Annotated in this window: 15 protein-coding genes; 8 read left to right on the top strand and 7 right to left on the bottom strand. The window is 73.4% G+C overall.

Translation table 11 applies throughout. The features are described 5' to 3' along the window. Positions 1-28: 28 nt before the first annotated feature. The gene (gene valS / locus EDD34_RS14230; protein ID WP_123815163.1) at positions 29-2794 is read right to left on the bottom strand and encodes a valine--tRNA ligase; all 2766 of its coding nucleotides are present in this window, start codon (positions 2792-2794) and stop codon (positions 29-31) included. A 142-nt stretch (positions 2795-2936) separates the two neighbouring features. Here valS and EDD34_RS14225 point away from each other — a divergent pair, with 142 nt between their 5' ends. The 3 genes from EDD34_RS14225 to cofE all read left to right on the top strand — a co-directional run bounded on the left by EDD34_RS14225 (position 2937) and on the right by cofE (position 5165). Beyond that, complete coding sequence (locus EDD34_RS14225; protein ID WP_123815162.1) at positions 2937-3248, top strand: hypothetical protein; 312 nt, start codon at positions 2937-2939, stop codon at positions 3246-3248. A 109-nt stretch (positions 3249-3357) separates the two neighbouring features. Further along, positions 3358-4347, top strand: coding sequence for a TIGR03557 family F420-dependent LLM class oxidoreductase (locus EDD34_RS14220; RefSeq protein ID WP_246012436.1), 990 nt, complete (start codon positions 3358-3360; stop codon positions 4345-4347). Positions 4348-4370: 23 nt separating this feature from the next. After that, positions 4371-5165 carry a coenzyme F420-0:L-glutamate ligase gene (cofE, locus tag EDD34_RS14215; protein ID WP_123815161.1) on the top strand — a complete coding sequence of 265 codons (795 nt, stop codon included), beginning with the start codon at positions 4371-4373 and terminating at the stop codon, positions 5163-5165. 5 nt (positions 5166-5170) lie between these two features. Here the strand turns inward: cofE and EDD34_RS14210 are convergent, their stop codons facing one another. From EDD34_RS14210 to EDD34_RS14200, 3 genes are read right to left on the bottom strand one after another with little or no spacing between them, the layout of a single operon-like run. Beyond that, positions 5171-8485, bottom strand: a complete 3315-nt coding sequence (locus EDD34_RS14210) for an ATP-binding protein (RefSeq protein ID WP_170177083.1) — start codon at positions 8483-8485, stop codon at positions 5171-5173. Then, positions 8482-9243, bottom strand: a complete 762-nt coding sequence (locus tag EDD34_RS14205) for a DUF4194 domain-containing protein (protein WP_246012434.1) — start codon at positions 9241-9243, stop codon at positions 8482-8484. The genes EDD34_RS14210 and EDD34_RS14205 overlap by 4 nt, the downstream gene beginning before the upstream one ends. After that, positions 9240-10709, bottom strand: coding sequence for a DUF3375 domain-containing protein (locus EDD34_RS14200; protein WP_123815159.1), 1470 nt, complete (start codon positions 10707-10709; stop codon positions 9240-9242). Before EDD34_RS14200 ends, EDD34_RS14205 begins: the two co-directional genes overlap by 4 nt. Positions 10710-10921: 212 nt before the next feature. Between EDD34_RS14200 and EDD34_RS14195 the strand changes: the two genes are divergently transcribed. From EDD34_RS14195 to EDD34_RS14180, 4 genes are all read left to right on the top strand, one after another. Further along, positions 10922-11134, top strand: coding sequence for a helix-turn-helix transcriptional regulator (locus EDD34_RS14195; RefSeq protein ID WP_211341588.1), 213 nt, complete (start codon positions 10922-10924; stop codon positions 11132-11134). 258 nt (positions 11135-11392) lie between these two features. Next, complete coding sequence (locus EDD34_RS14190) at positions 11393-12073, top strand: YdcF family protein (RefSeq protein ID WP_123815157.1); 681 nt, start codon at positions 11393-11395, stop codon at positions 12071-12073. Positions 12074-12173: 100 nt separating this feature from the next. Continuing rightward, positions 12174-12491 carry a YkvA family protein gene (locus EDD34_RS20930; protein ID WP_211341587.1) on the top strand — a complete coding sequence of 106 codons (318 nt, stop codon included), beginning with the start codon at positions 12174-12176 and terminating at the stop codon, positions 12489-12491. 63 nt (positions 12492-12554) lie between these two features. Further along, complete coding sequence (locus EDD34_RS14180; protein WP_123815156.1) at positions 12555-13211, top strand: hypothetical protein; 657 nt, start codon at positions 12555-12557, stop codon at positions 13209-13211. A 37-nt stretch (positions 13212-13248) separates the two neighbouring features. On the opposite strand, the gene EDD34_RS14175 is transcribed toward EDD34_RS14180, so the two are convergent. Next, entirely contained in the window at positions 13249-13878 is a 630-nt protein-coding gene (locus EDD34_RS14175) for a 1-acyl-sn-glycerol-3-phosphate acyltransferase (protein ID WP_123815155.1), read from the bottom strand. Between the two features lie 87 nt (positions 13879-13965). Further along, the gene (locus EDD34_RS14170; RefSeq protein ID WP_123815154.1) at positions 13966-14583 is read right to left on the bottom strand and encodes a DUF4126 domain-containing protein; all 618 of its coding nucleotides are present in this window, start codon (positions 14581-14583) and stop codon (positions 13966-13968) included. A gap of 307 nt (positions 14584-14890) precedes the next feature. Between EDD34_RS14170 and ppdK the strand changes: the two genes are divergently transcribed. Next, the gene (gene ppdK / locus EDD34_RS14165; protein WP_123815153.1) at positions 14891-17686 is read left to right on the top strand and encodes a pyruvate, phosphate dikinase; all 2796 of its coding nucleotides are present in this window, start codon (positions 14891-14893) and stop codon (positions 17684-17686) included. A 47-nt stretch (positions 17687-17733) separates the two neighbouring features. Here ppdK and EDD34_RS14160 read toward each other — a convergent pair whose 3' ends face one another. Next, the gene (locus EDD34_RS14160; RefSeq protein ID WP_123815152.1) at positions 17734-18423 is read right to left on the bottom strand and encodes a response regulator; all 690 of its coding nucleotides are present in this window, start codon (positions 18421-18423) and stop codon (positions 17734-17736) included.

The following is an 18423-nucleotide window of genomic DNA, read 5'->3' as shown; positions in this document are numbered from 1 at the left end:
GCGGCCGGGGGCCGGAGTTCGCCCGGCTTCAGCCCTTCTTGCGGGGCTCCGGCTCACCGAGTTCGACCCCGGACGTCACCATCCCGCCCTGGACGTTCGGGTCGCCCTGGCCCTCGGCCGTCTCGATCAGCGTCAGGTCGCCGGTCACCCGGCCCGCGGACCGCACGTCCCCGATGGCGAGCCGCACCGCCGGCAGGTCCGCGGCGGGCACCGCGAGGGTGGCCGCGAGGACCGGGGCTCGCATCGAGGTCTTCGCCTCGGACTTCACCTTGCGGATCGCGGCCAGTGCGTTCCCGGCCGCGGTCAGGTGCGTGGCGTGGGCACCGCCGGCGGCGGCCCGCAAGGGCTCCGCCGTGGGCCACGGCGCGCGGTGCACGGAGCCCGCGCGCCACCAGGACCAGACCTCCTCGGTCGCGAACGGCAGGTAGGGCGCCAGCAGGCGCAGCTGCGTGTCGAGCGCGATCGCCAGTGCCGTCCGCGCCGACAGGGTCTCCGGCGACCCGGACGCGCTGCCCGCCCCGTCGCCGTAGGCGCGGTCCTTGACGAGCTCGAGGTAGTCGTCGCAGAACGTCCAGAAGAACGTCTCCGTCACCTCGAGCGCGCGGGTGTGGTCGTACGCCTCGAAGGCGGCGGTCGCCTGCTCGGTCACCGTCGCGAGCCCGGCGAGCATCGCGCGGTCCAGGTCCACCGTGACGGCGGCCGGGTCGAGCAGGATCTCGCCCTCGCCGGACTCGGGGTCCAGCCCGAACGACAGCGCGAACTTCGACGCGTTGAGCACCTTGATCGCCAGGCGGCGGCCGATCTTCATCTGCCCCACCTCGAACGCGGCGTCCGCGCCGAGGCGGGCGGAGGCGGCCCAGTAGCGCACCGCGTCCGAACCGTGCTCCACGAGCAGGTCCATCGGCGTGACCACGTTGCCCTTGGACTTCGACATCTTCTTGCGGTCCGGGTCGAGGATCCAGCCGCTGATCGCCGCGTTCTTCCAGGGCAGCGTGCCGTTCTCCAGGTGCGCCCGCACCACGCTCGAGAACAGCCAGGTGCGGATGATGTCCTGGCCCTGGGGGCGCAGGTCCATCGGGAACACCCGCTGCCACAGGTCCTCGTCGCGTTCCCAGCCGGCCACGATCTGCGGGGAGAGCGACGACGTCGCCCACGTGTCCATCACGTCGGCGTCACCCACGAACCCGCCGGGAACGCCGCGCTGGTCCTCCGTGAACCCGTCGGGCGCCTGCGACGTCGGGTCCACCGGCAGCCGGTCCTCGGGCGGGACGATCGGGTTCTCGTGGTCCACCTCGCCGGAGGCCAGCACCGGGTACCACAGCGGGATCGGCACGCCGAAGAAGCGCTGGCGGCTGATCAGCCAGTCGCCGTTCAGGCCACCCACCCAGTTCTCGTAGCGCACGCGCATGTGGTCGGGGTGGAAGTCGAGCTCCTTGCCGCGGGCCAGCAGCTCGTCGCGCAGCTCGCCGTCCCGGCCGCCGTTGCGGATGTACCACTGGCGCGAGGTGACGATCTCGAGCGGCTTGTCGCCCTTCTCGTAGAAGTTCGCCTTGCGCTGGGTCGCCACGGGCTCGCCCGCGAGATCGCCCGAGGCGCGCAGGGCGTCGACGATCGCCTTGCGCGCGCTGAACGTCGTCATGCCGGAGATCTCGCCGAACAGGGCCTCGCCGGCGCCGCCCTCGATCCACTCGGGCACCTCGCGGGTGATGCGGCCGTCGCGCTGCACGATCGAGCGGGTCGGCAGCTGCAGCTCACGCCACCACTGCACGTCCGTCAGGTCGCCGAAGGTGCAGCACATCGCGATACCGGCGCCCTTGTCCGGCTCGGCCGCGTGGTGTGCCAGCACCGGGACCTCGACGCCGAACAGCGGCGAGGTCACCGTGGTGCCGAACAGGTGCTGATAGCGCTCGTCGTCCGGGTGGGCGATGAGCGCCACCACGGCCGGGATCAGCTCCGGGCGCGTGGTCTCGATGAACACCGGCTCGCCGCCGGGCCGCCCGAACGCCACCTTGTGGTAGTGCCCGGGATAGTCACGTGCCTCCAGCTCCGCCTGCGCGACCGCCGTCTGGAACGTCACGTCCCACAGGCCCGGGGCCTCCGCCTGGTACGCCTCGCCGCGGGCGAGGTTGCGCACGAAGGCCCGCTGCGCGGTGCCGATCGAATCCGCGCCGATGGTCTGGTACGTCTGCGACCAGTCCACCGACAGGCCGAGGCGCCGCCACAGCTCCTCGAACTTCTGCTCGTCCTCCGTGGTGAGACGCTCGCACAGCTCGATGAAGTTGCGGCGGCTGACCGGCACCTGGTCGGCCGGCTTCACGTTCTTGCCGTCCGTGCCCTGGTGCGGCGGTTCGAAGTTCTCCACGTAGGGCAGCGACGGGTCGCACCGCACGCCGTAGTAGTTCTGCACGCGGCGCTCGGTGGGCAGGCCGTTGTCGTCCCAGCCCATCGGGTAGAAGACCTCGTACCCGCGCATGCGCTTGTAGCGGGCGACCAGGTCGGTGTGCGTGTAGGAGAACACGTGCCCCACGTGCAGCGAGCCGGACGCGGTGGGCGGCGGCGTGTCGATCGAGTAGATCTGCTCGCGGGTCCTGCCGCGGTCGAACGCGAACGTGCCCTCGGCGTCCCAGCGGGCGTCGAGCTTCTCCTCCAGTCCGTCCGCGCTCACCCGATCAGGTACTCCCTTGACCACCGCGCGGACGACGTCGGCACCGGCTACCTGAGCGGCGGGTGTTGTCGTGGCGTTCGTGGTGGTCGTGGCCGGGTCCGTGTGCCCGGCGGGAATCGGAGTACTCATGGGTCAAGTGTCCCAGATCCCGCACGGCCGGGCGCCCGGATATCCACAGCCGGGACGGTACCGCCTGCCTGCTCCGCGGGCCGCGTGCCGCGAGCACCGCCCCGCCGGTCCGCCGGAGCCGACGCACCGTTAATGTGCCGGTATGGAGTTCATTCCCGGCTTGGTCCTGATCGCCCTCTTCGTCATCCTGGTCGTCAGCGTCACCAGTCACCTCGGGCCGGCGGCCAGAAGCCTCCGCAGACTGGAACGCAGGTTCGACCTGCTGCTGGACCACCTCGGTGCCGAGGCCGGCACGGCCGTCGTCCCGGCGACGGCCCTCGCCGAGATCGACGAGTACCTCGCCAACGGCATGACCAGAGAGGCGACCCGGACCTACGCCCAGGTGTCCGGAGCGGAACGCGCCGAGGCCGCGGCCTGGGTCCGGCAACGTGCGGAGTCCTCCCGGCGGGCCTGAGGCGGTGATTCCTCCGGGCCCGGAGCGGTAGACCCGGACGGCGGGGTGACGCCCGCAGGACGTGGCCGGGCCGGCCCCGGCGGGCCCGAACCGGGTTAGGGTCGCATCCGTGGCGACGATCGGTCTGGCGGCGATGCTCGAGGCGCTGCACCCGCGGGACGCGGTGGAACTGGCGGTGTACGCGGAGGAGCGCGGCTTCAGCGGCGTGATGGCGACCGACCGCTTCCAGCCGTGGACGGCCCGGCAGGGGCAGGCGGGGTTCGTCTGGGACGTGCTCGGCGCGCTGGGGGAGCGGACCACGGGTGACCTCGGCCCGGTCGCGGTGCCCGGGAACCGGATGCACCCCGCGGTGCTCGCGCAGGCCTCCGCGACGCTGGCGGCGATGAACCCCGGGCGCCACTGGCTGGGCGTGGCGAGCGGCGACGCCGTCGACGAGCACGTCACGGGTGAGTACTGGCCCGAGGCTCCGGGCCGGATCGCCCGGCTGTTCGAGGCCGTCGACCTGATCAAGAAGCTCTTCGCGGCCCCGCCCGGTCGTGACGTCCGGTTCGCGGGCCAGCACTTCCGGCTGGAGGCGACGCGGCTGTGGACCGCCCCGGAGACGGCCCCGGAGATCCTCGTCGCCACGGGCGGTCCGGTCACGGCGCGCCGCGCCGGCCGTCAGGCGGACGGTCTCGTCACCATGGCCGCGCCGCCCGAACGTCTCCAGGTGCTGCTCGACCGGTTCGCGGCGGGTGCGCGGGAGGCAGGCAAGGACCCGGACGCCATGCCGAAGGTCGTGCAGGTCCCGGTGTCCTGGGCGCCCGACACCGCACTGGCCGAGGAGAACCTGCTGGCGAACCCGCCGATCGGAGCCGCCCGGCTGCCCCGGTCCGACCTGCGCTCCCCGCACGACGTCGCCGCCGTGGCCCGCCTGCTCCGGCCGGACGACTTCGCCGGCCGAGTGCTCGTCTCGGACGACCTCGGGGAGCACCGCAAGTACCTGCAGCGCCTCCTCGACCTGGGCTTCGACCGCGTCTACGTGCACGACGCCGGCCCGGACCCCCGCGCCTGGATCGACGCCTACGCGGCCCAGGTCCTCCCCGACCTCACTCCGTGAGGGCACCGGGAGACAATGCCGCCATGCACCGCCTCACCGTGTGGGCGCCCGACGGGCTGCCCGAGATCGCGCCCGGAACCGACCTCGGCGCCGTGATCGGCGACCTGCTCGCCGCCCAGGATCCTCAGGATCGGCCCGTCGAGGGTGACGTCGTCGCCGTGACCTCGAAGATCGTGTCCAAGGCGGAGGGGCGGGCGATCGCCGCCACGGACCGGGAGCAGGCGATCACCCACGAGACCGTGCGCGTCGTCGCGGTGCGCGAGCGCCCCGACGGCCCGCCCCTGCGGATCGTGGAGAACCGGCTGGGACTGGTGATGGCGGCCGCGGGCGTGGACGCGTCGAACACGCCCGAGGGCACGGTCCTGCTCCTGCCGCTCGACCCGGACGCGTCCGCGCGCCGCATCCGTGCCGCGCTGCGGGACCGGTTCGGGCTGGGCCGCCTGGGCGTCGTCGTCACGGACACCGCCGGCCGGCCGTGGCGCGACGCGCTCGTCGACATCGCGATCGGCGCCGCCGGCATCTCGCCCACCGACGACCTGCGCGGCGGCACCGACAGCCACGGCCGGCCGCTGAACGTCACGGTCACGGCCGTGGCCGACGAGGTCGCCTCCGCCACGGAACTCGTCCGGGGCAAGGCGACGGGACGCGCGGTGGCGGTGATACGCGGCCTCGCCCGGTACGTGACCGACGACGACGGCCCGGGCGCGCGGACGCTGGTCCGCCCCAGCGCCGACGACCTGTTCCGCGAGGGCTCCCGCGAGGCCTACGAACGCGGCCTGGCGGACGCCCGTACCTCAGGAGTTCCCGCGAGAAGGTGATGGCCCTACGCGGCCGACGTGCGCTCCACGACCGGCGTGGGATCCAGAGCCACCACGTCGATCCGCGATTCCCGGCCGTCCGGGCACGTCGCCAGGCCGACGCCGCCGACGTACTCCTCGAGCGTCTGCAGCAGCTTGAGCGGCGTCGCCAGGATCATGTGGAACCCGAAGTCCCGGAACGTGTCCATCGCGGTGCGGGTGAACTCGGTGTCGGCCTTGTCGAACGCCTCGTCCAGGATCACCGAGCCGTACGCCGGCGTCGTGCCGTCGTCCAGGGTCGAGAGGCGGTACCGCAGCGCCGCCGCCAGGCAGAACACCACCAGCTTCTGGCGCTGGCCACCGGACAGCCCGGCCGACGACTCGTGCACGTCCAGCGTCAGACCCGCCCCGTCCAGCTCGACGCCCGTGAACCGCACGTGCCGCCGCGTGTCCAGGCACAGGGTGCGCCACGCCCGGTCGGCCGGGTCCGCCGACGCCAGCCGCCGCATCAGGCGCTCCAGCCTCGGCATCGCCGTGCTCCGGTCCGTCGCGAGGCCGTCCAGCGCGTCCAGGAACTCGCGCACGGCCGCCGGCTGCTGCTCCTTGACCCGGATCTCCAGGTACCGCCCGGGTGCGTACTCCGACCGGCGCAACGACTCGTTCACCGGCACGATCCGCTCCCGGATCACCGACGGCGCCTGGCGGATCTCCGCCGCGAGCCGGTCCAGCGCACGCTGCGCCCCGCCGGACAGCATCCGTTCCAGCTCGTCCTCCAGCTCGGGCAGCCGCCGGGTGCGGATGTCCTCGGCGAGCTCGAGGTAGCGCCCCCGGTCACCGACCCCGGCACCGATGTCCCGCGTCAGGGCGGGCCAGCTCCGCCGGAACTCACCGAGCAGCTCGGTGATCTCCCGCTCCGCCGCGCCCGAACCGCGCAGCCCGGCCTCCCGCTCGCCGTCGAGCGCGCGCGACACCACGAGCGACACCTCGTCGACCACATCGTGCGTGACCGTCGGCCGGACCTCCGCGTAACGCCGCTCCAGCTCGGCCCGGTGCTCCTCCGGGATCGCGCGGGACACCGTCCCACGCAGCTCCTCCACCACCCGCTCGATCGCGCGCCGGGCGGCCCGCGCCTCGGCCAGCACGTCCGCCGCCTCCGACGCGGCGGTGCGGGCGGCGGACAGGCGACGCTCGGCGCCCGTGACGTCGTGCTTGGCGGCCGCGAGGTCCTGGGTCCCGCTCAGGAGCGAGTCGAACGTCCCCTGCGCCTCGACCAGGACCTGCTCGGCGGACTCGATGTCCACGTCGTGCCACTCCCGGCGCTGCACCTGCCGCAGGGCGAAGGCCCGCCGCAGCCGCTCCCGCTCGGCGGCCGTCGCCGCGGCGACGGCCTCCTCCGCCGCGGTGAGGCGGGACTGCACGTCACGGGCCTTCCCGAGCAGGTGGTCGAGCTTCTCGGTGATGTCCCCGCCGAGGACCCACGTGGCCGGATCGGCCGCCGTGTCGTCCTTCGTCACGTGGTCGCTCGCATGCTTGACCTGACCCGCGAGGGTGACGGCCCGCTCGGCGTCGTCGAGACCGGAGGCATCGGTCACGCAGAGGTAGTCGTAGTCCGACAGGTGGCGCTGCAGCCAGCCCGACGCCGGACCGTCCGCCACCTCCACCTTGTGGATCAGCGAATCCGGGCTCGACGCCGCACGCGGCGCGTCCTGGCGCACCCCCACCACCCGGTACTCCAGACGGGTGCCGAGATCCATCGAGTCGACGGCCTCCCGCACCGCGTCCCGGTGCGCCGACGGCACCAGCAGCGTCGTGGCCAGCGGGCGCAGCACCCGCTCGATCGCGCCGGTCCAGCGCTCCTCGCCGGGCCGGACCTGCAACAGCTCCGCCGCGAACCGCAGCGCGGTCTCGCTGATCCCCGTCGCGTCGCACACCGCACGGCGCGCGGCCAGCAACTCGGCCGGCAGATTGCTCCCCGAGGTCCGCAGCGCCTGCACCTGCGCCGAGATCGCGGCATGTTCGGCGGCGACCGCCGCGCGCGCCTCGTGCGCCTTGCGCATCTGCGCCGCCGCGCCCGTGAGCACCGGCATGGATCCGGTCACGGCGCCCGCCCCGGCGCCTTCGCCCGTCGCCAGCTCCGACCGCGCGAGCTCGCGCAGCGCGGAGAACTCCCCGAACGACTCCGGCGCCGACAGCCCCACGGACTCCAGATCCGCCGCGAGCTCCCCGCGCCGCGTGCGGGTCAGCGCCGCGATCTCACCCGCGCGCTGGAGCCGGTCACCCTGCGTCGCCAGCGCCTGGCCGCCGCGCACCTGGAGCACGCTCACCGCCTGCCGGTGGGCGCTCGCTGCCTGCTCCACCTCGGCGTCCGCCGCGTCCCGGTCGTGCGTGGCAGCGTCCTCGTGGCGCTGCGCGTCGCCGAGCGCGGCCGACGCGAGCTCGAGCTTGATCGCGTCCCGGTACGGTTCCAGCGAGCCGTGCAGCGTCGCCGCCTGGACGGCCGACCTGGCGCCGTCGTCGAACCGCCGGCACAGCGGGGCCAGCCGGTCCAGCGCCTCGACCTGCCGCCGCGCGTCCGCGATCCGGCCGTGGGCACGTGACACCTCGGCGAACTGCTGCGCCGCGGCCTCGGCGAGACCGAACGTGATCGGCTCGTCCAGCATGTAGTCGCGGAACAGGTCGTCCAGGCTGCCCAGGTTCTTGGCCGACTGCGTGCGGTGCAGCAGCACGAGCGCGCTCGGGTCGCCGACGCCGAGGCGCTCGCTGAACGCGGCCGCGAAGCCGGCGTGCCGGTCCGACACCGTGGCCTCGGGCATGTGCTGACGCAGCCCCGGCGCGTCGAGCCCGGTCCGGACGAAGGGCTCCAGGTCGAGGAGATCGGCCTCGCCGGGCTGGTACACGTACAGGTCGGCGGCCTGGGCCGCGGCACGCCGCAGGAGCATGAGGCGGACGAGCGTGGCGAGGCGGCCGGTGCCGTCCTCGTAGCGCAGCAGCACCCCGCTCCACGTCGTGGCGGGGCGCAGCGTCTCGGCGACGGCCTCACCCGTGGCGCCGTCGGTGCGGTGCCGCCACGCGCCCCGGACGTAGCTCGTCACCGACCGGTCCTCACGGCCGCCCGCGACGGCCGCCGCCGCCGCGGCGTTGAACCGGAGCTCCGACGGCGGTGTGAGGACGGCGGCCACGGCATCGACCAGGGAGGACTTGCCCGACCCGGAGTGACCGGTGAGGAGGAAGCCCTTGCGGGCGACGTCGATGCGGTGATGACCCGTGAACGTGCCCCAGTTGACCACCTCGACGCGGGCGAGGCGCCACTGTCCGGGTCGCGTGCTGCTCTGCGTGCTCACAGGCCCTCCCTGCTGAGTCGTGCGTACTCGGCCTGGACGGCCTGGATCTCGTCGGCCCCGAACAGTGTGCGCAGCACCGGCGACACCACGCAGCGCCGGCCCGGCCCCACGTGGCGCAGGATCCCGGCGTCGACGAGCCGGTCCCACGCGGTGGCGATCCCGACGTCGAACCCGGTGCCGTACCCCGTGGTGCCGGTCCCGCTGCGACGCCGGAACGGGTGCAGGTGGTCGACGACGTCGTCGAGGTCGGCCACCACCTCCTGCCCGGGCGACTCCAGCAGCCGGGTGCGCAGGTGCAGCAGCAGCACCGTGTCGAGGAAGGTCAGGGGGATCTCGCGGACCACCGCCGGCGCGTCGGGTGCGGCCGCGGCGTCCCGGACGAACGCGATCTGCTCGTCGTGGTCCACCACCACGTCCAGGTACATGTCGGCGAGCCGCCCGCGCACCCCGTCGAGGTGGGTGAGGAGCTCGCCCCAGGCCTCGTCGTCGTCGGCGGCGGACAGGTACGGGCCGCGGACCAGGGCCGCCAGCACCCTCCGGGCGGCGGCGGGGAGGGTGCCCGGATCGCCCTGCCACAGGCGCGCGGTCGGTGCCTCGGCGCCTGCGCCGGTGTCCGACGACGCCGGGGCGCCCGCCCCCGCCGGGCCGTCGGGCGCGGCGGACCCCTGGCCCGTGTCACCGGGCCGTCCCGGCCGGACGCGCGCCGCCCCGCTTCCGCCCGGGCGGGAGTTGCTCAGATGTTCCATGGGTCCGGTCACGGGACGGGCTCCTCGAAGCGGTGGCGGGGTATTCGGGCGCGACGCAGGCTGCCTCTGGCTCCCGACCAGGTGATGTCCTCGCTCTCACCCTCGCGCCGCCCGTGGCGCTCCGCGAGGGAGAGCAGCCCGACGACGCTCGCCAGGCCCTGCGTCGCGGGATGGGCCCGGAGCACCTCGCCGATGGTGGCGGCACCCCTGCGGGCCACGACGTCGTTCACGTTGCCGCGCAGCTCGTCCTCGTCGATCTCGGCGGACCGGGCGAGCGCGCGCAGCGCGGCGAGATCGGCGGGGGCGTCGGCGGCCGGCGGCCGGGGCCGGACGAGCGGCGCCGGGCGGTCGTCGGCGGGATCGTGCGGACGGATGCCCGCGGGCGAGGTGGGAGCGACGGCACCGAGCTTCAGGGTCAGGCGGGTCGGGGTGTGCGGCGGCACGCCGTCGGCCAGCTCCAGCGCGGTGGCCTCGGCAGTGCGGAGCTGACCGGCCAGCGCCTGCTCCCGCGGGAGGTCGCCGGACCGCGCCGCCCGCTGGAGCGCGCGGCGCAGCGCCGTCATCGTACCGGTGGCGTCGTCCGTGGCCGAGCGCAGGTCCGTCACGAGCCCGCGGAGTGCCGCCACCTCGGTGGGGGTGAGCTCCGCGGCGGCGCCGGGCGCCCGCAGCAGCCGGGTGACGTGGCTGGTCGCGTCGTGCTCGCCCGCGTCGAGCACCGCGCGGAAGTTCGTGAGGCTCCGCCCGGCCGGCGTCTCGGCGAGGTGGTCGACGCCGCGGAACACGTCGTCGACGAACGCGTCCCGGGCCGGGCCCGATTCCGTGAGGCCACGGCGCAGCTCGGCGTCGGCCGCACTCAGGGCCGCGCGGACGCGCAGCAGATCGGCCGGGACACCGGCCGCGAGAGCGAGGACCTCGCGTGCGCGCTCGGCCGCTTCCGCGGGGGCCGGGGCGGGTGCCGTCCCGCGCCGGACGCCGTCGATCTCGGCGTCGAGCCTCGCTCGCTTCGCCCGCAGCGCGGCGAGCCGGGCCTCGGGGTCCGGCTCGACGGTGTCGGCGAGATCACGGAGGGCGTCCAGCACGATGGACAGCCGCGTCGGGGTGGCGACGGGATGGGGGCGCGTGAGGCCGGAGACGAAGGCGATCGCGGAGAGCGCGCCGTCGGACAGCTCGAGCTGCTCGGGACCCGCCCCGCCGTCGGCCCGCACGCTCGCGCGGCGCACGAGCACGCCGTCGCGCAGCCACTCGGACACCTGCGGTCCCGCGGAGTGCGGGAGCGTGAATCCCTGGCGCCGCAGCTCGGCGATGTCGTCCTCGAGCCGCTCGACGAGCTCGGCCTCGGGCAGGCGGCGCGTGTCCTGGCCGAGGTGCTGTCCCAGCAGGGTGATGGCGGCCGCCGCGTCCCCCGACCGCAGCAGCATCCACGCGGGATGCTCGGCGGCGAGGCGTCGCGCGGTGCGCGCGATCGAGACGGTGCTCATGTGCGCTGAGGGTACTGGGTTTGGCTGACCGGCAGATGACGGCCAATACCCGACGCGGATATGAGGCGCAACCTTTCGCAGCCCGCCGGTTCCTTGGGCGTGACAGTGGAAAACTAGATGAATAGGCTCGGGGCAGGACAAGGTCTGCCGGTGGAATGCCGACCGGCGGGCCTTGTCGTGCGTCCAGCCAGGTATCACAGCGCGGAGGAACCGTGAGCACAGCAGCCGAGATCGTCGCCCGTGTCCGCAGGGAGCGGGAACTGAGTATGAGCGTGCTGGCCGAACTGGCCGGCGTCTCGCGGTCCACCGTCAGCCGGATCGAGTCGGGCAAGTTCCAGCCGACGTTCGCGCTGCTGCAGCGCGTCGTCGAGGCTGCCGGATTCGGCATCGACGCGGAGCCGGAGGAACGGAGAACGTGCAGGTAGAGTCCGAGATCCCACGGCGGCGGCGGCTCCGGGCGGGCGCGTGCGGCGCGGCATCATCCCAGCGATCCCGCCGCCGGGGGATCACTGGCGCGGGGTCGTGAAATGGGTGAATCTTCCGCTACGTTGTCTCCGCATGCCGCTGGTAATCGACCGGAAGCGCGTGGCGACATGAACGAAAAGGCCCGTCATCGGGGGCCGACGGGAGGGGGCCAGGAGCCCGCTCGTGCCGTGCGGCGCTCTGAGACGTATGGTCCCGATATGCCGAACGTCAGGATCCCTGCGGGGGTGCGGGAGGACGTCGAGACGCTGTGGGAGTACCACGACCTGCGGCAGGACCCTCGAGAGGTCGATGTGTGCATCGGCCTGGGCGGGCACGACACCGGAGTCGCCGACTACACCGCCGATCTCTACCACCAGGGGTACTTCCCCCGGATCGTCTTCACCGGGGCGAACGCGACCACCACGCTCGAGGCGTTCCCGCACGGCGAGGCCGTGGGATACCGGGAACGGGCGGTCGCGCAGGGAGTTCCGGACGACGCCGTCCTGATCGAGCCGCTCGCCCGGAACACCGCCGAGAACGTCGAGTACAGCCGCAAGGTGCTCAGCGAGCACGCGATCGAGGCCAGGTCGGTCATGTTCGTCACGAAGCCGTACCACCAGCGGCGGGTCTTCGCGACGTGCCAGGTCGTGTGGCCGGAGGTCGAGGCGTACTGCGTCTCCCCGCCACTGCCTCTCGACGAGTACGTGTCGAGCATCGGCGACGTGGACCGGGTGATCGACATGCTGGTGGGGGACACGCAACGCCTGACCGTGTACGCCGAGAAGGGTTTCATCGCGACGGACCAGGAGGTGCCCGGAGACGTGCAGGGCGCGTTCGACCGTCTCGTCGCCGCCGGGTACACGAGCCGACTCGTTCCGGAGGAACCGCTCCACGTCTGATGGGGGTGGAGGCGGCGGCTCCTCCGCTGCCCGGGTTCGACATAACGGTTTTTAGCGGAAAGCCTGGCGAGTCGCACGGAATTCCGTTACGTTCGAACACATGAACTGGAAGCAGATCATCGCGCTCGCTGCGTCGATCGGCACGATCGCGAGCCCGATCGATCTGATCCCTGACGCCATTCCGATCCTCGGTCTGTCGGACGACGCCGTCGCGGTGGTCGTGGCCGGGTACACCCTCTACAAGGCGGTCAAGGCGTTCCGCGCCGCCCGCATGGCGAAGGCGGCCGGAGGCGCCGCGAAGGGTGCCGCGGACGGGGCCGGGGGAGCCGCGAAGCCCGCCGGTACGACGTCGCCCCCGGCGGGCGGCGCGAAGATCATCGTGGACCCGGGCGAGAAGTCGGGCGGACGCCGGAAGTAGTCGGCCTCGGCGACATGTCACACCCTCGGGTCTTTGCCCGGTTCTGGTAGTTACACTTCTGTCATGAGCGATGGCAGTCAGACGGTGCGCGAGCCTGGTGCGGAGCAGGACGTGGCGGAGCCCGCGGAGGGCGCCCAGCAGCCTGCGGCAGGCGCTGAGGAGACGGCCGGCGTCGGAGCGGCCACGGCCGAGCGGGCGCCCGCCGAGGATGGGGCGCCTGGCGCCGAGCCCTCCGGTGAGCGTGCCTCGGGCGGATTGGAGTCCCTGGCCGCCGAGCGGCTCCACGCCCTCGTCGAGCGTGGCGCGGAGAAGATCCCCGGAGACCAGGGTGGTGTCGTCTCGCGCTTCGCGGTGGCTCTGCTCTCGTTCGGCAGTGCGGTGACCGAGCGCGGTGAGAAGCAGACATCGACCCTCGCCACCGACGCGGTCCAGGTCTTCAAGAGCCTCGACGACGACCCGGCCACGCAGCGCGCCGCGATGGAGAAGGCGATCTCCGACATCGGCTCGAACCTCGTCCGGCCCGAGGACCGCGGCAAGGTGCTCGACGTCGCCCAGCAGGCGATGGGGTTGTGGCGCAGTGCGCGCGGCACCGGCTCGGACCTCGCCAAGTCGGACAGCGCCCTGTCGCTCCGATCCTTGGCGGGCCTCCTCCGGAACGGCGGCGACGAGGACGGCGCGGCGCAGTCCGAGGACGAGGCCCGCAAGCTCGAGGGCAAGTAGCGGCGGACCGGGAGCCTCGCCGCCGGCTCAGGTGCGGTCAGGCCGCGGCCGAGCGGTCACCGGGGTCGTCCTCGATGCGGAGACGAGGCTCGACGCGGTTCTCCGGGCGGACGCCCGACTTGTCCGCGTAGAACGCGCGGATGCGGTCCATGTCCGCCCGCACGTCGTCCGTCATCCGGAGCGACGGGCCCAGGCCCGCGACGCGCCGGTCGCCGTCGACGTAGCCCAGGGTCACCGGCATCCCCGCCGCCCGCGCGATCCGGTAGAAACCCGATTTCCAGTAGCCGGACCCACCGCCGCGCGTCCCCTCCGGGGTGACCACCAGGTGCGACACGGTCCCCGTCCGCATGCCGCTGAGCAGTTGGTCGACAAGTCCGGCCGGGTCGTTCCGGTCCACCGCCACGCCGCCGAGCGCCCGGATCAGCCCGGCGAGGGGACCTCGCAGCCACGAGTCCTTGATGAGGAACTTGACGCGCACGTCCAGCTCCCACGCGATCGCGAGCATGAGGAAGAAGTCCGTGTTGGACGTGTGCGGGGCCCCGACGAAGATCGTGGGCTCGTCCGGTGCCTTGCTGGGCGCCAGGCGGTACCCGGTACTGAGCCAGACGAGTCGCGCCCCCGCACGCCGGACGGCGCGGGTGACGGCGGACGGGCGGGTGCGAGGCATGGGGCGTCCTTGATCTCGGGAAGGTGAGATCCCAGTCTGGCAGACCGGCGGAACCGTCGGGTCGCCCGGCCACCGGCGGGCACGCGGCTAGGTGGCCGCGCCGTACGCCTCGTCGATCTGCTTCATCCGGCGGTGCTTGCGCACGCCGCGCACGATGAGCCACAGCCCGATCGCGAACAGGATCAGCACGGGGATCATGAGGAACGGCAGCGTGATGCCGAGGAACGAGACGCCGACGGCGGCCACGTCCTCCACCGTGCTCATCACCGGGGCGGCCGTCCCGCCGCTCACCGTGTTGGTGATGACCCGTCCGCCCGCCTTGGCCGCGTGCACGACCAGCGCCAGCACGATGCCGATCACGACGGTCACCCACTCCCCACCCGCCATGAACGCCTGCGGGTCCTCGACCGTGACCGTCTCGGACGCCGCGCCGGCTCCGAAGGCGATACCACCCGCGGTGGGCCGCACGAACGTCTGGACGACGTCGTTGACCGAGTCCAGGGCCGGGATCTTGTCCGCGGTCATCTCCAGCACCAGGAGCACCGCGAGGATGGCCATCACCCACGGGTTCTCCAGCCAGCCCCAGCCGGCGGGCAGCGTGAGCAGGTCGCTGAAGCGGGACAGCAGTCCGAGCAGGAGCAACGGGATCCAGGCGTTGACGCCGGCCGCCATGGCCAGGCCGCTACCGGTGGCGAGTTCGAGCATGCGTCGAGTGTTCCACGGGATACCGGCACCGCACCACGAAATGCCGCCCTTGTCCGATCCGTGACCTCAATCTCCCGCGACCCGCGACCCGCGACCCGCGACCCGCGACCCGCGACCCGCGACCCGCGACGATCTGCCCCGCCCCGGCGTCACATGGCGGCCTCGCCCCGCACACGTGCGCGCCCGGCCCACGGCTCACCGGCGACCCGCGGAAGGGACCAACGTCACGCCCCCCGCGGCCGGTCGGCCCTGTCGGCCGCGCCGGATCCGGTGATGTGGTCGAGAGGATCCCGACGAGGAGGTCCTCATGTCCCATCCGGCCGGCGTTTCCCCCGACACCCCCGACCGCGCGGCCCGGGCGTTCGTCCACGAGTTCTCCGAGGGGAGCAAGGAGCAGAAGCGGCTCCTGGGCGGCAAGGGCGCGAATCTCGCGGAGATGACGAACCTGGGCCTGCCCGTGCCGCCGGGATTCACCATCTCCACGGAGGCGTGCCGGTACTACCTCGCCGAGGGCCACGAGCCGCCGGGCCTGGCGGACGAGGTGGACCGGCACCTGGCCCGCCTCGAGGCCGAGCGCGGCAAGAGGCTCGGCGCGCGCGAGGACCCGCTGCTCGTGTCCGTCCGCTCGGGCGCGATGTACTCGATGCCGGGCATGATGGACACCGTCCTCGACATCGGCCTCCACGACGGCTCCGTCGCCGGGCTCGCGGCCGAGTCCGGCGACGAGCGGTTCGCCTGGGACTCCTACCGCCGGCTGATCCAGATGTTCGGCAAGACCGTGCTCGGCATCGACGGCGGCCTGTTCGACGCCGCGCTGGACCGCGCCAAGCGCGACCGGGGCGTGCGCAGCGACCTCGGCCTCGGCGTCGAGGACCTGCGCGAGCTGGTCGCCGAGCACAAGGCGATCGTGCGCGACCGCAGCGGACGGGAGTTCCCGCAGGACGCCCGTGAGCAGGTCGACATGGCGGTGCGCGCGGTCTTCGAGTCCTGGAACACCGACCGCGCCCGGGCGTACCGGCGCCAGGAGCGCATCCCGCACGATCTGGGCACCGCCGTGAACGTGATGGCGATGGTCTACGGCAACCTCGGCCCCGACTCCGGCACCGGCGTGGCCTTCACCCGCGACCCGGCCACGGGCAGGCCGGGCGTGTACGGCGACTACCTCCGGGATGCCCAGGGCGAGGACGTCGTGGCCGGTATCCGGAACACGGTCCCGCTGCAGGAGCTCGAAGACATCGACAAGCACTCCTACGACGAGCTGATGCGCATCATGGCCAGGCTCGAGGGGCACTACAAGGATCTGTGCGACATCGAGTTCACCATCGAGCGCGGCAAGCTCTGGATGCTGCAGACCCGTGTCGGCAAGCGCACCGCCGCGGCGGCCTTCCGGATGGCCGCCCAGCTCGTCGACGACGGCGTCATCGACCTGGACGAGGCGCTGCGGAGGGTGACCGGCGCGCAGCTCGCCCAGCTGATGTTCCCGCAGTTCGACCGCCGGTCCGGGATCACCGCGTTCGCCCACGGCGTGCCCGCCTCGCCCGGCGCGGCGGTCGGCGCCGTGGTGTTCGACTCCGCGGAGGCGGTGGCCCGTGATGCCGACGGCGAGCGGGTGATCCTCGTGCGGCAGGAGACCAGCCCCGACGACCTTCCCGGCATGCTCGCCGCGGACGGGATCCTCACCAGCCGCGGCGGCAAGACCTCGCACGCGGCCGTGGTCGCCCGCGGCATGGGCAAGACGTGCGTGGTGGGCGCCGAGGACATCGCGATCGACCTGGAGCGGCGGCGATTCACCGGCCCCGGGGTCGAGGTGGGCGAGGGCGACGTCATCTCGGTCGACGGGACGACGGGCGCGGTCTACCGGGGCGAGATCGCCGTCGTGCCCTCTCCCGTCATGCGGGACCTCGAGAGCGGCCGCGACGGCGAGGCCGGGCGCGGCGCGGAGGGCGCCGCCGGCGGCGCGGGGGAGGAGCCGGGAGCCGACGGCGAGAGCGGCGTCGTGCACGCGGTGCGCCGGCTGATGCGGCACGCCGACGACGTCCGGCGCCTGGCCGTGCACGCCAACGCGGACACGCCGGAGGACGCCGCGCGGGCACGGCGGTTCGGTGCCCACGGCATCGGGCTGTGCCGCACGGAGCACATGTTCCTGGGCGAGCGCCGCCGCTACGTCGAGGACCTCATCCTCGCGGAGTCGCAGCAGCAGCGGGACAAGGCGCTCGAGGCCCTGCTCCCGCTGCAGCGGGACGACTTCACCGGGATCCTCGAGGCGATGGACGGGCTGCCGGTGACCATCCGGCTGATCGACCCCCCGCTGCACGAGTTCCTGCCCGACCTCACCGGCCTCGCGGTCAAGGTCGCCGTCGCCCGGGAACGCGGTGCACCGGATGCCGGTGATCTGCGCCTGCTCCAGGCGGTGCGCAAGCAGCACGAGCAGAACCCCATGCTGGGGCTGCGCGGCGTCCGGCTCGGCCTCGTCGTTCCCGGGCTGGTCGCCATGCAGGTGCGGGCCGTCGCCGAGGCCGCCGTCGCGCGGACGCGCGCGGGCGGCACGCCTCGTCCGGAGATCATGGTTCCGCTCGTCGGCGGCGTCGAGGAGCTGGAGCTCCTGCGGACGGAGATCGACGCGGTCCTCGCGGACGTGCGCGCTGCCGCCGGCGTGGACGTCCCGATCGCGGTCGGCACGATGATCGAGCTGCCGCGGGCGGCGCTCACCGCCGGCCGGATCGCGACCGTCGCCGAGTTCTTCTCCTTCGGCACCAACGACCTGACGCAGACCACCTGGGGGTTCTCGCGCGACGACGTGGAGGGTGCGTTCTTCCCGGCCTACCTGGACAAGGGGGTCTTCACCGTCTCCCCGTTCGAGGCGCTCGACGAGGAGGGGGTGGGCCGCCTCATCGAGATCGCGGTGGCCGAGGGGCGGGCCGCGCGCCCCGGCCTGGTGATCGGCGTCTGCGGGGAGCACGGCGGCGACCCGTCGTCGGTCCGGTTCTTCGACCAGGCCGGTCTCGACTACGTCTCCTGCTCGCCGTACCGGGTGCCGGTCGCCCGCCTCGAGGCCGGCCGGTCCGCCGTCACCGCCTCGGAGGGCGGCAGCGACACGCGCTGAACGTCAGGGTGGTGAGGCCGCACGACCTGACGCGAGCGCGACCGGAGCTACCGCCCCGCGCGCACCAGGCCGGACTCGTAGGCGCGCACCACCATCTGGGTCCGGTCGCGCAGGCCGAGCTTGTTCAGGATGCGCGACACGTGGGTCTTGACGGTCTGCTCGGCGAGGACCAGCGCGTCGGCGATCTCGGCGTTGGACAGGCCACCCGCGACCTGACGCATCACGTCGAGCTCGCGGTCGGTCAGCCCGGACAGCGTCGCGTCGGGCCGCGCGCGTGCGTCCGGCCGCGTCGCGTAGTCGGCGATCAGGGCCCGCGTGATCTTGGGGGAGAGGAGCGCCTCGCCCTCGGCGACCACCCGGACGGCGTGCGTCAGCTCCTCCGGCGGGGAGTCCTTCAGGAGGAAGCCGCTCGCTCCCGCACGGAGCGCGGCGAACACGTAGTCGTCGGCGTCGAACGTGGTCAGCATGATCACCTTCGGCGGCGTGCCGGGCGCCGCGAGGATCGCGCGGGTCGCGTCGAGGCCGTTCACCTTCGGCATGCGGATGTCCATGAGGACGACGTCGGGCCGGGTGCGTCGCACCACCTCGGTGATGCCCTCGCCGTCATCGGCGGTACCGGCCACCGTGATGCCCGCGTGGGCGTCCAGGAGCGCGGCGAAGCCCGCGCGGATCATCGACTGGTCGTCGACGACCAGTACGCGGATCTCCCGCCCGGGAGCGTCGGGGGTGGGCACCAT

Origin of the sequence: Myceligenerans xiligouense (assembly GCF_003814695.1) — a bacterium.
Taxonomy (GTDB): domain Bacteria; phylum Actinomycetota; class Actinomycetes; order Actinomycetales; family Cellulomonadaceae; genus Myceligenerans; species Myceligenerans xiligouense.
This window is presented reverse-complemented; position numbering and strand designations above follow the sequence as displayed.

Excerpts from the sequence above, each read along its gene's own strand:
- EDD34_RS14200 (WP_123815159.1), bottom strand. The coding sequence starts at position 10,709 with ATGAGCACCGTCTCGATCGCGCGCACCGCGCGACGCCTCGCCGCCGAG.
- EDD34_RS14225 (WP_123815162.1), top strand. The coding sequence starts at position 2,937 with ATGGAGTTCATTCCCGGCTTGGTCCTGATCGCCCTCTTCGTCATCCTG.
- valS (WP_123815163.1), bottom strand. The coding sequence starts at position 2,794 with ATGAGTACTCCGATTCCCGCCGGGCACACGGACCCGGCCACGACCACC.
- ppdK (WP_123815153.1), top strand. The coding sequence starts at position 14,891 with ATGTCCCATCCGGCCGGCGTTTCCCCCGACACCCCCGACCGCGCGGCC.
- EDD34_RS14170 (WP_123815154.1), bottom strand. The coding sequence starts at position 14,583 with ATGCTCGAACTCGCCACCGGTAGCGGCCTGGCCATGGCGGCCGGCGTC.
- EDD34_RS14175 (WP_123815155.1), bottom strand. The coding sequence starts at position 13,878 with ATGCCTCGCACCCGCCCGTCCGCCGTCACCCGCGCCGTCCGGCGTGCG.
- cofE (WP_123815161.1), top strand. The coding sequence starts at position 4,371 with ATGCACCGCCTCACCGTGTGGGCGCCCGACGGGCTGCCCGAGATCGCG.
- EDD34_RS14190 (WP_123815157.1), top strand. The coding sequence starts at position 11,393 with ATGCCGAACGTCAGGATCCCTGCGGGGGTGCGGGAGGACGTCGAGACG.
- EDD34_RS14180 (WP_123815156.1), top strand. The coding sequence starts at position 12,555 with ATGAGCGATGGCAGTCAGACGGTGCGCGAGCCTGGTGCGGAGCAGGAC.
- EDD34_RS20930 (WP_211341587.1), top strand. The coding sequence starts at position 12,174 with ATGAACTGGAAGCAGATCATCGCGCTCGCTGCGTCGATCGGCACGATC.
- EDD34_RS14160 (WP_123815152.1), bottom strand. The coding sequence starts at position 18,423 with ATGGTGCCCACCCCCGACGCTCCCGGGCGGGAGATCCGCGTACTGGTC.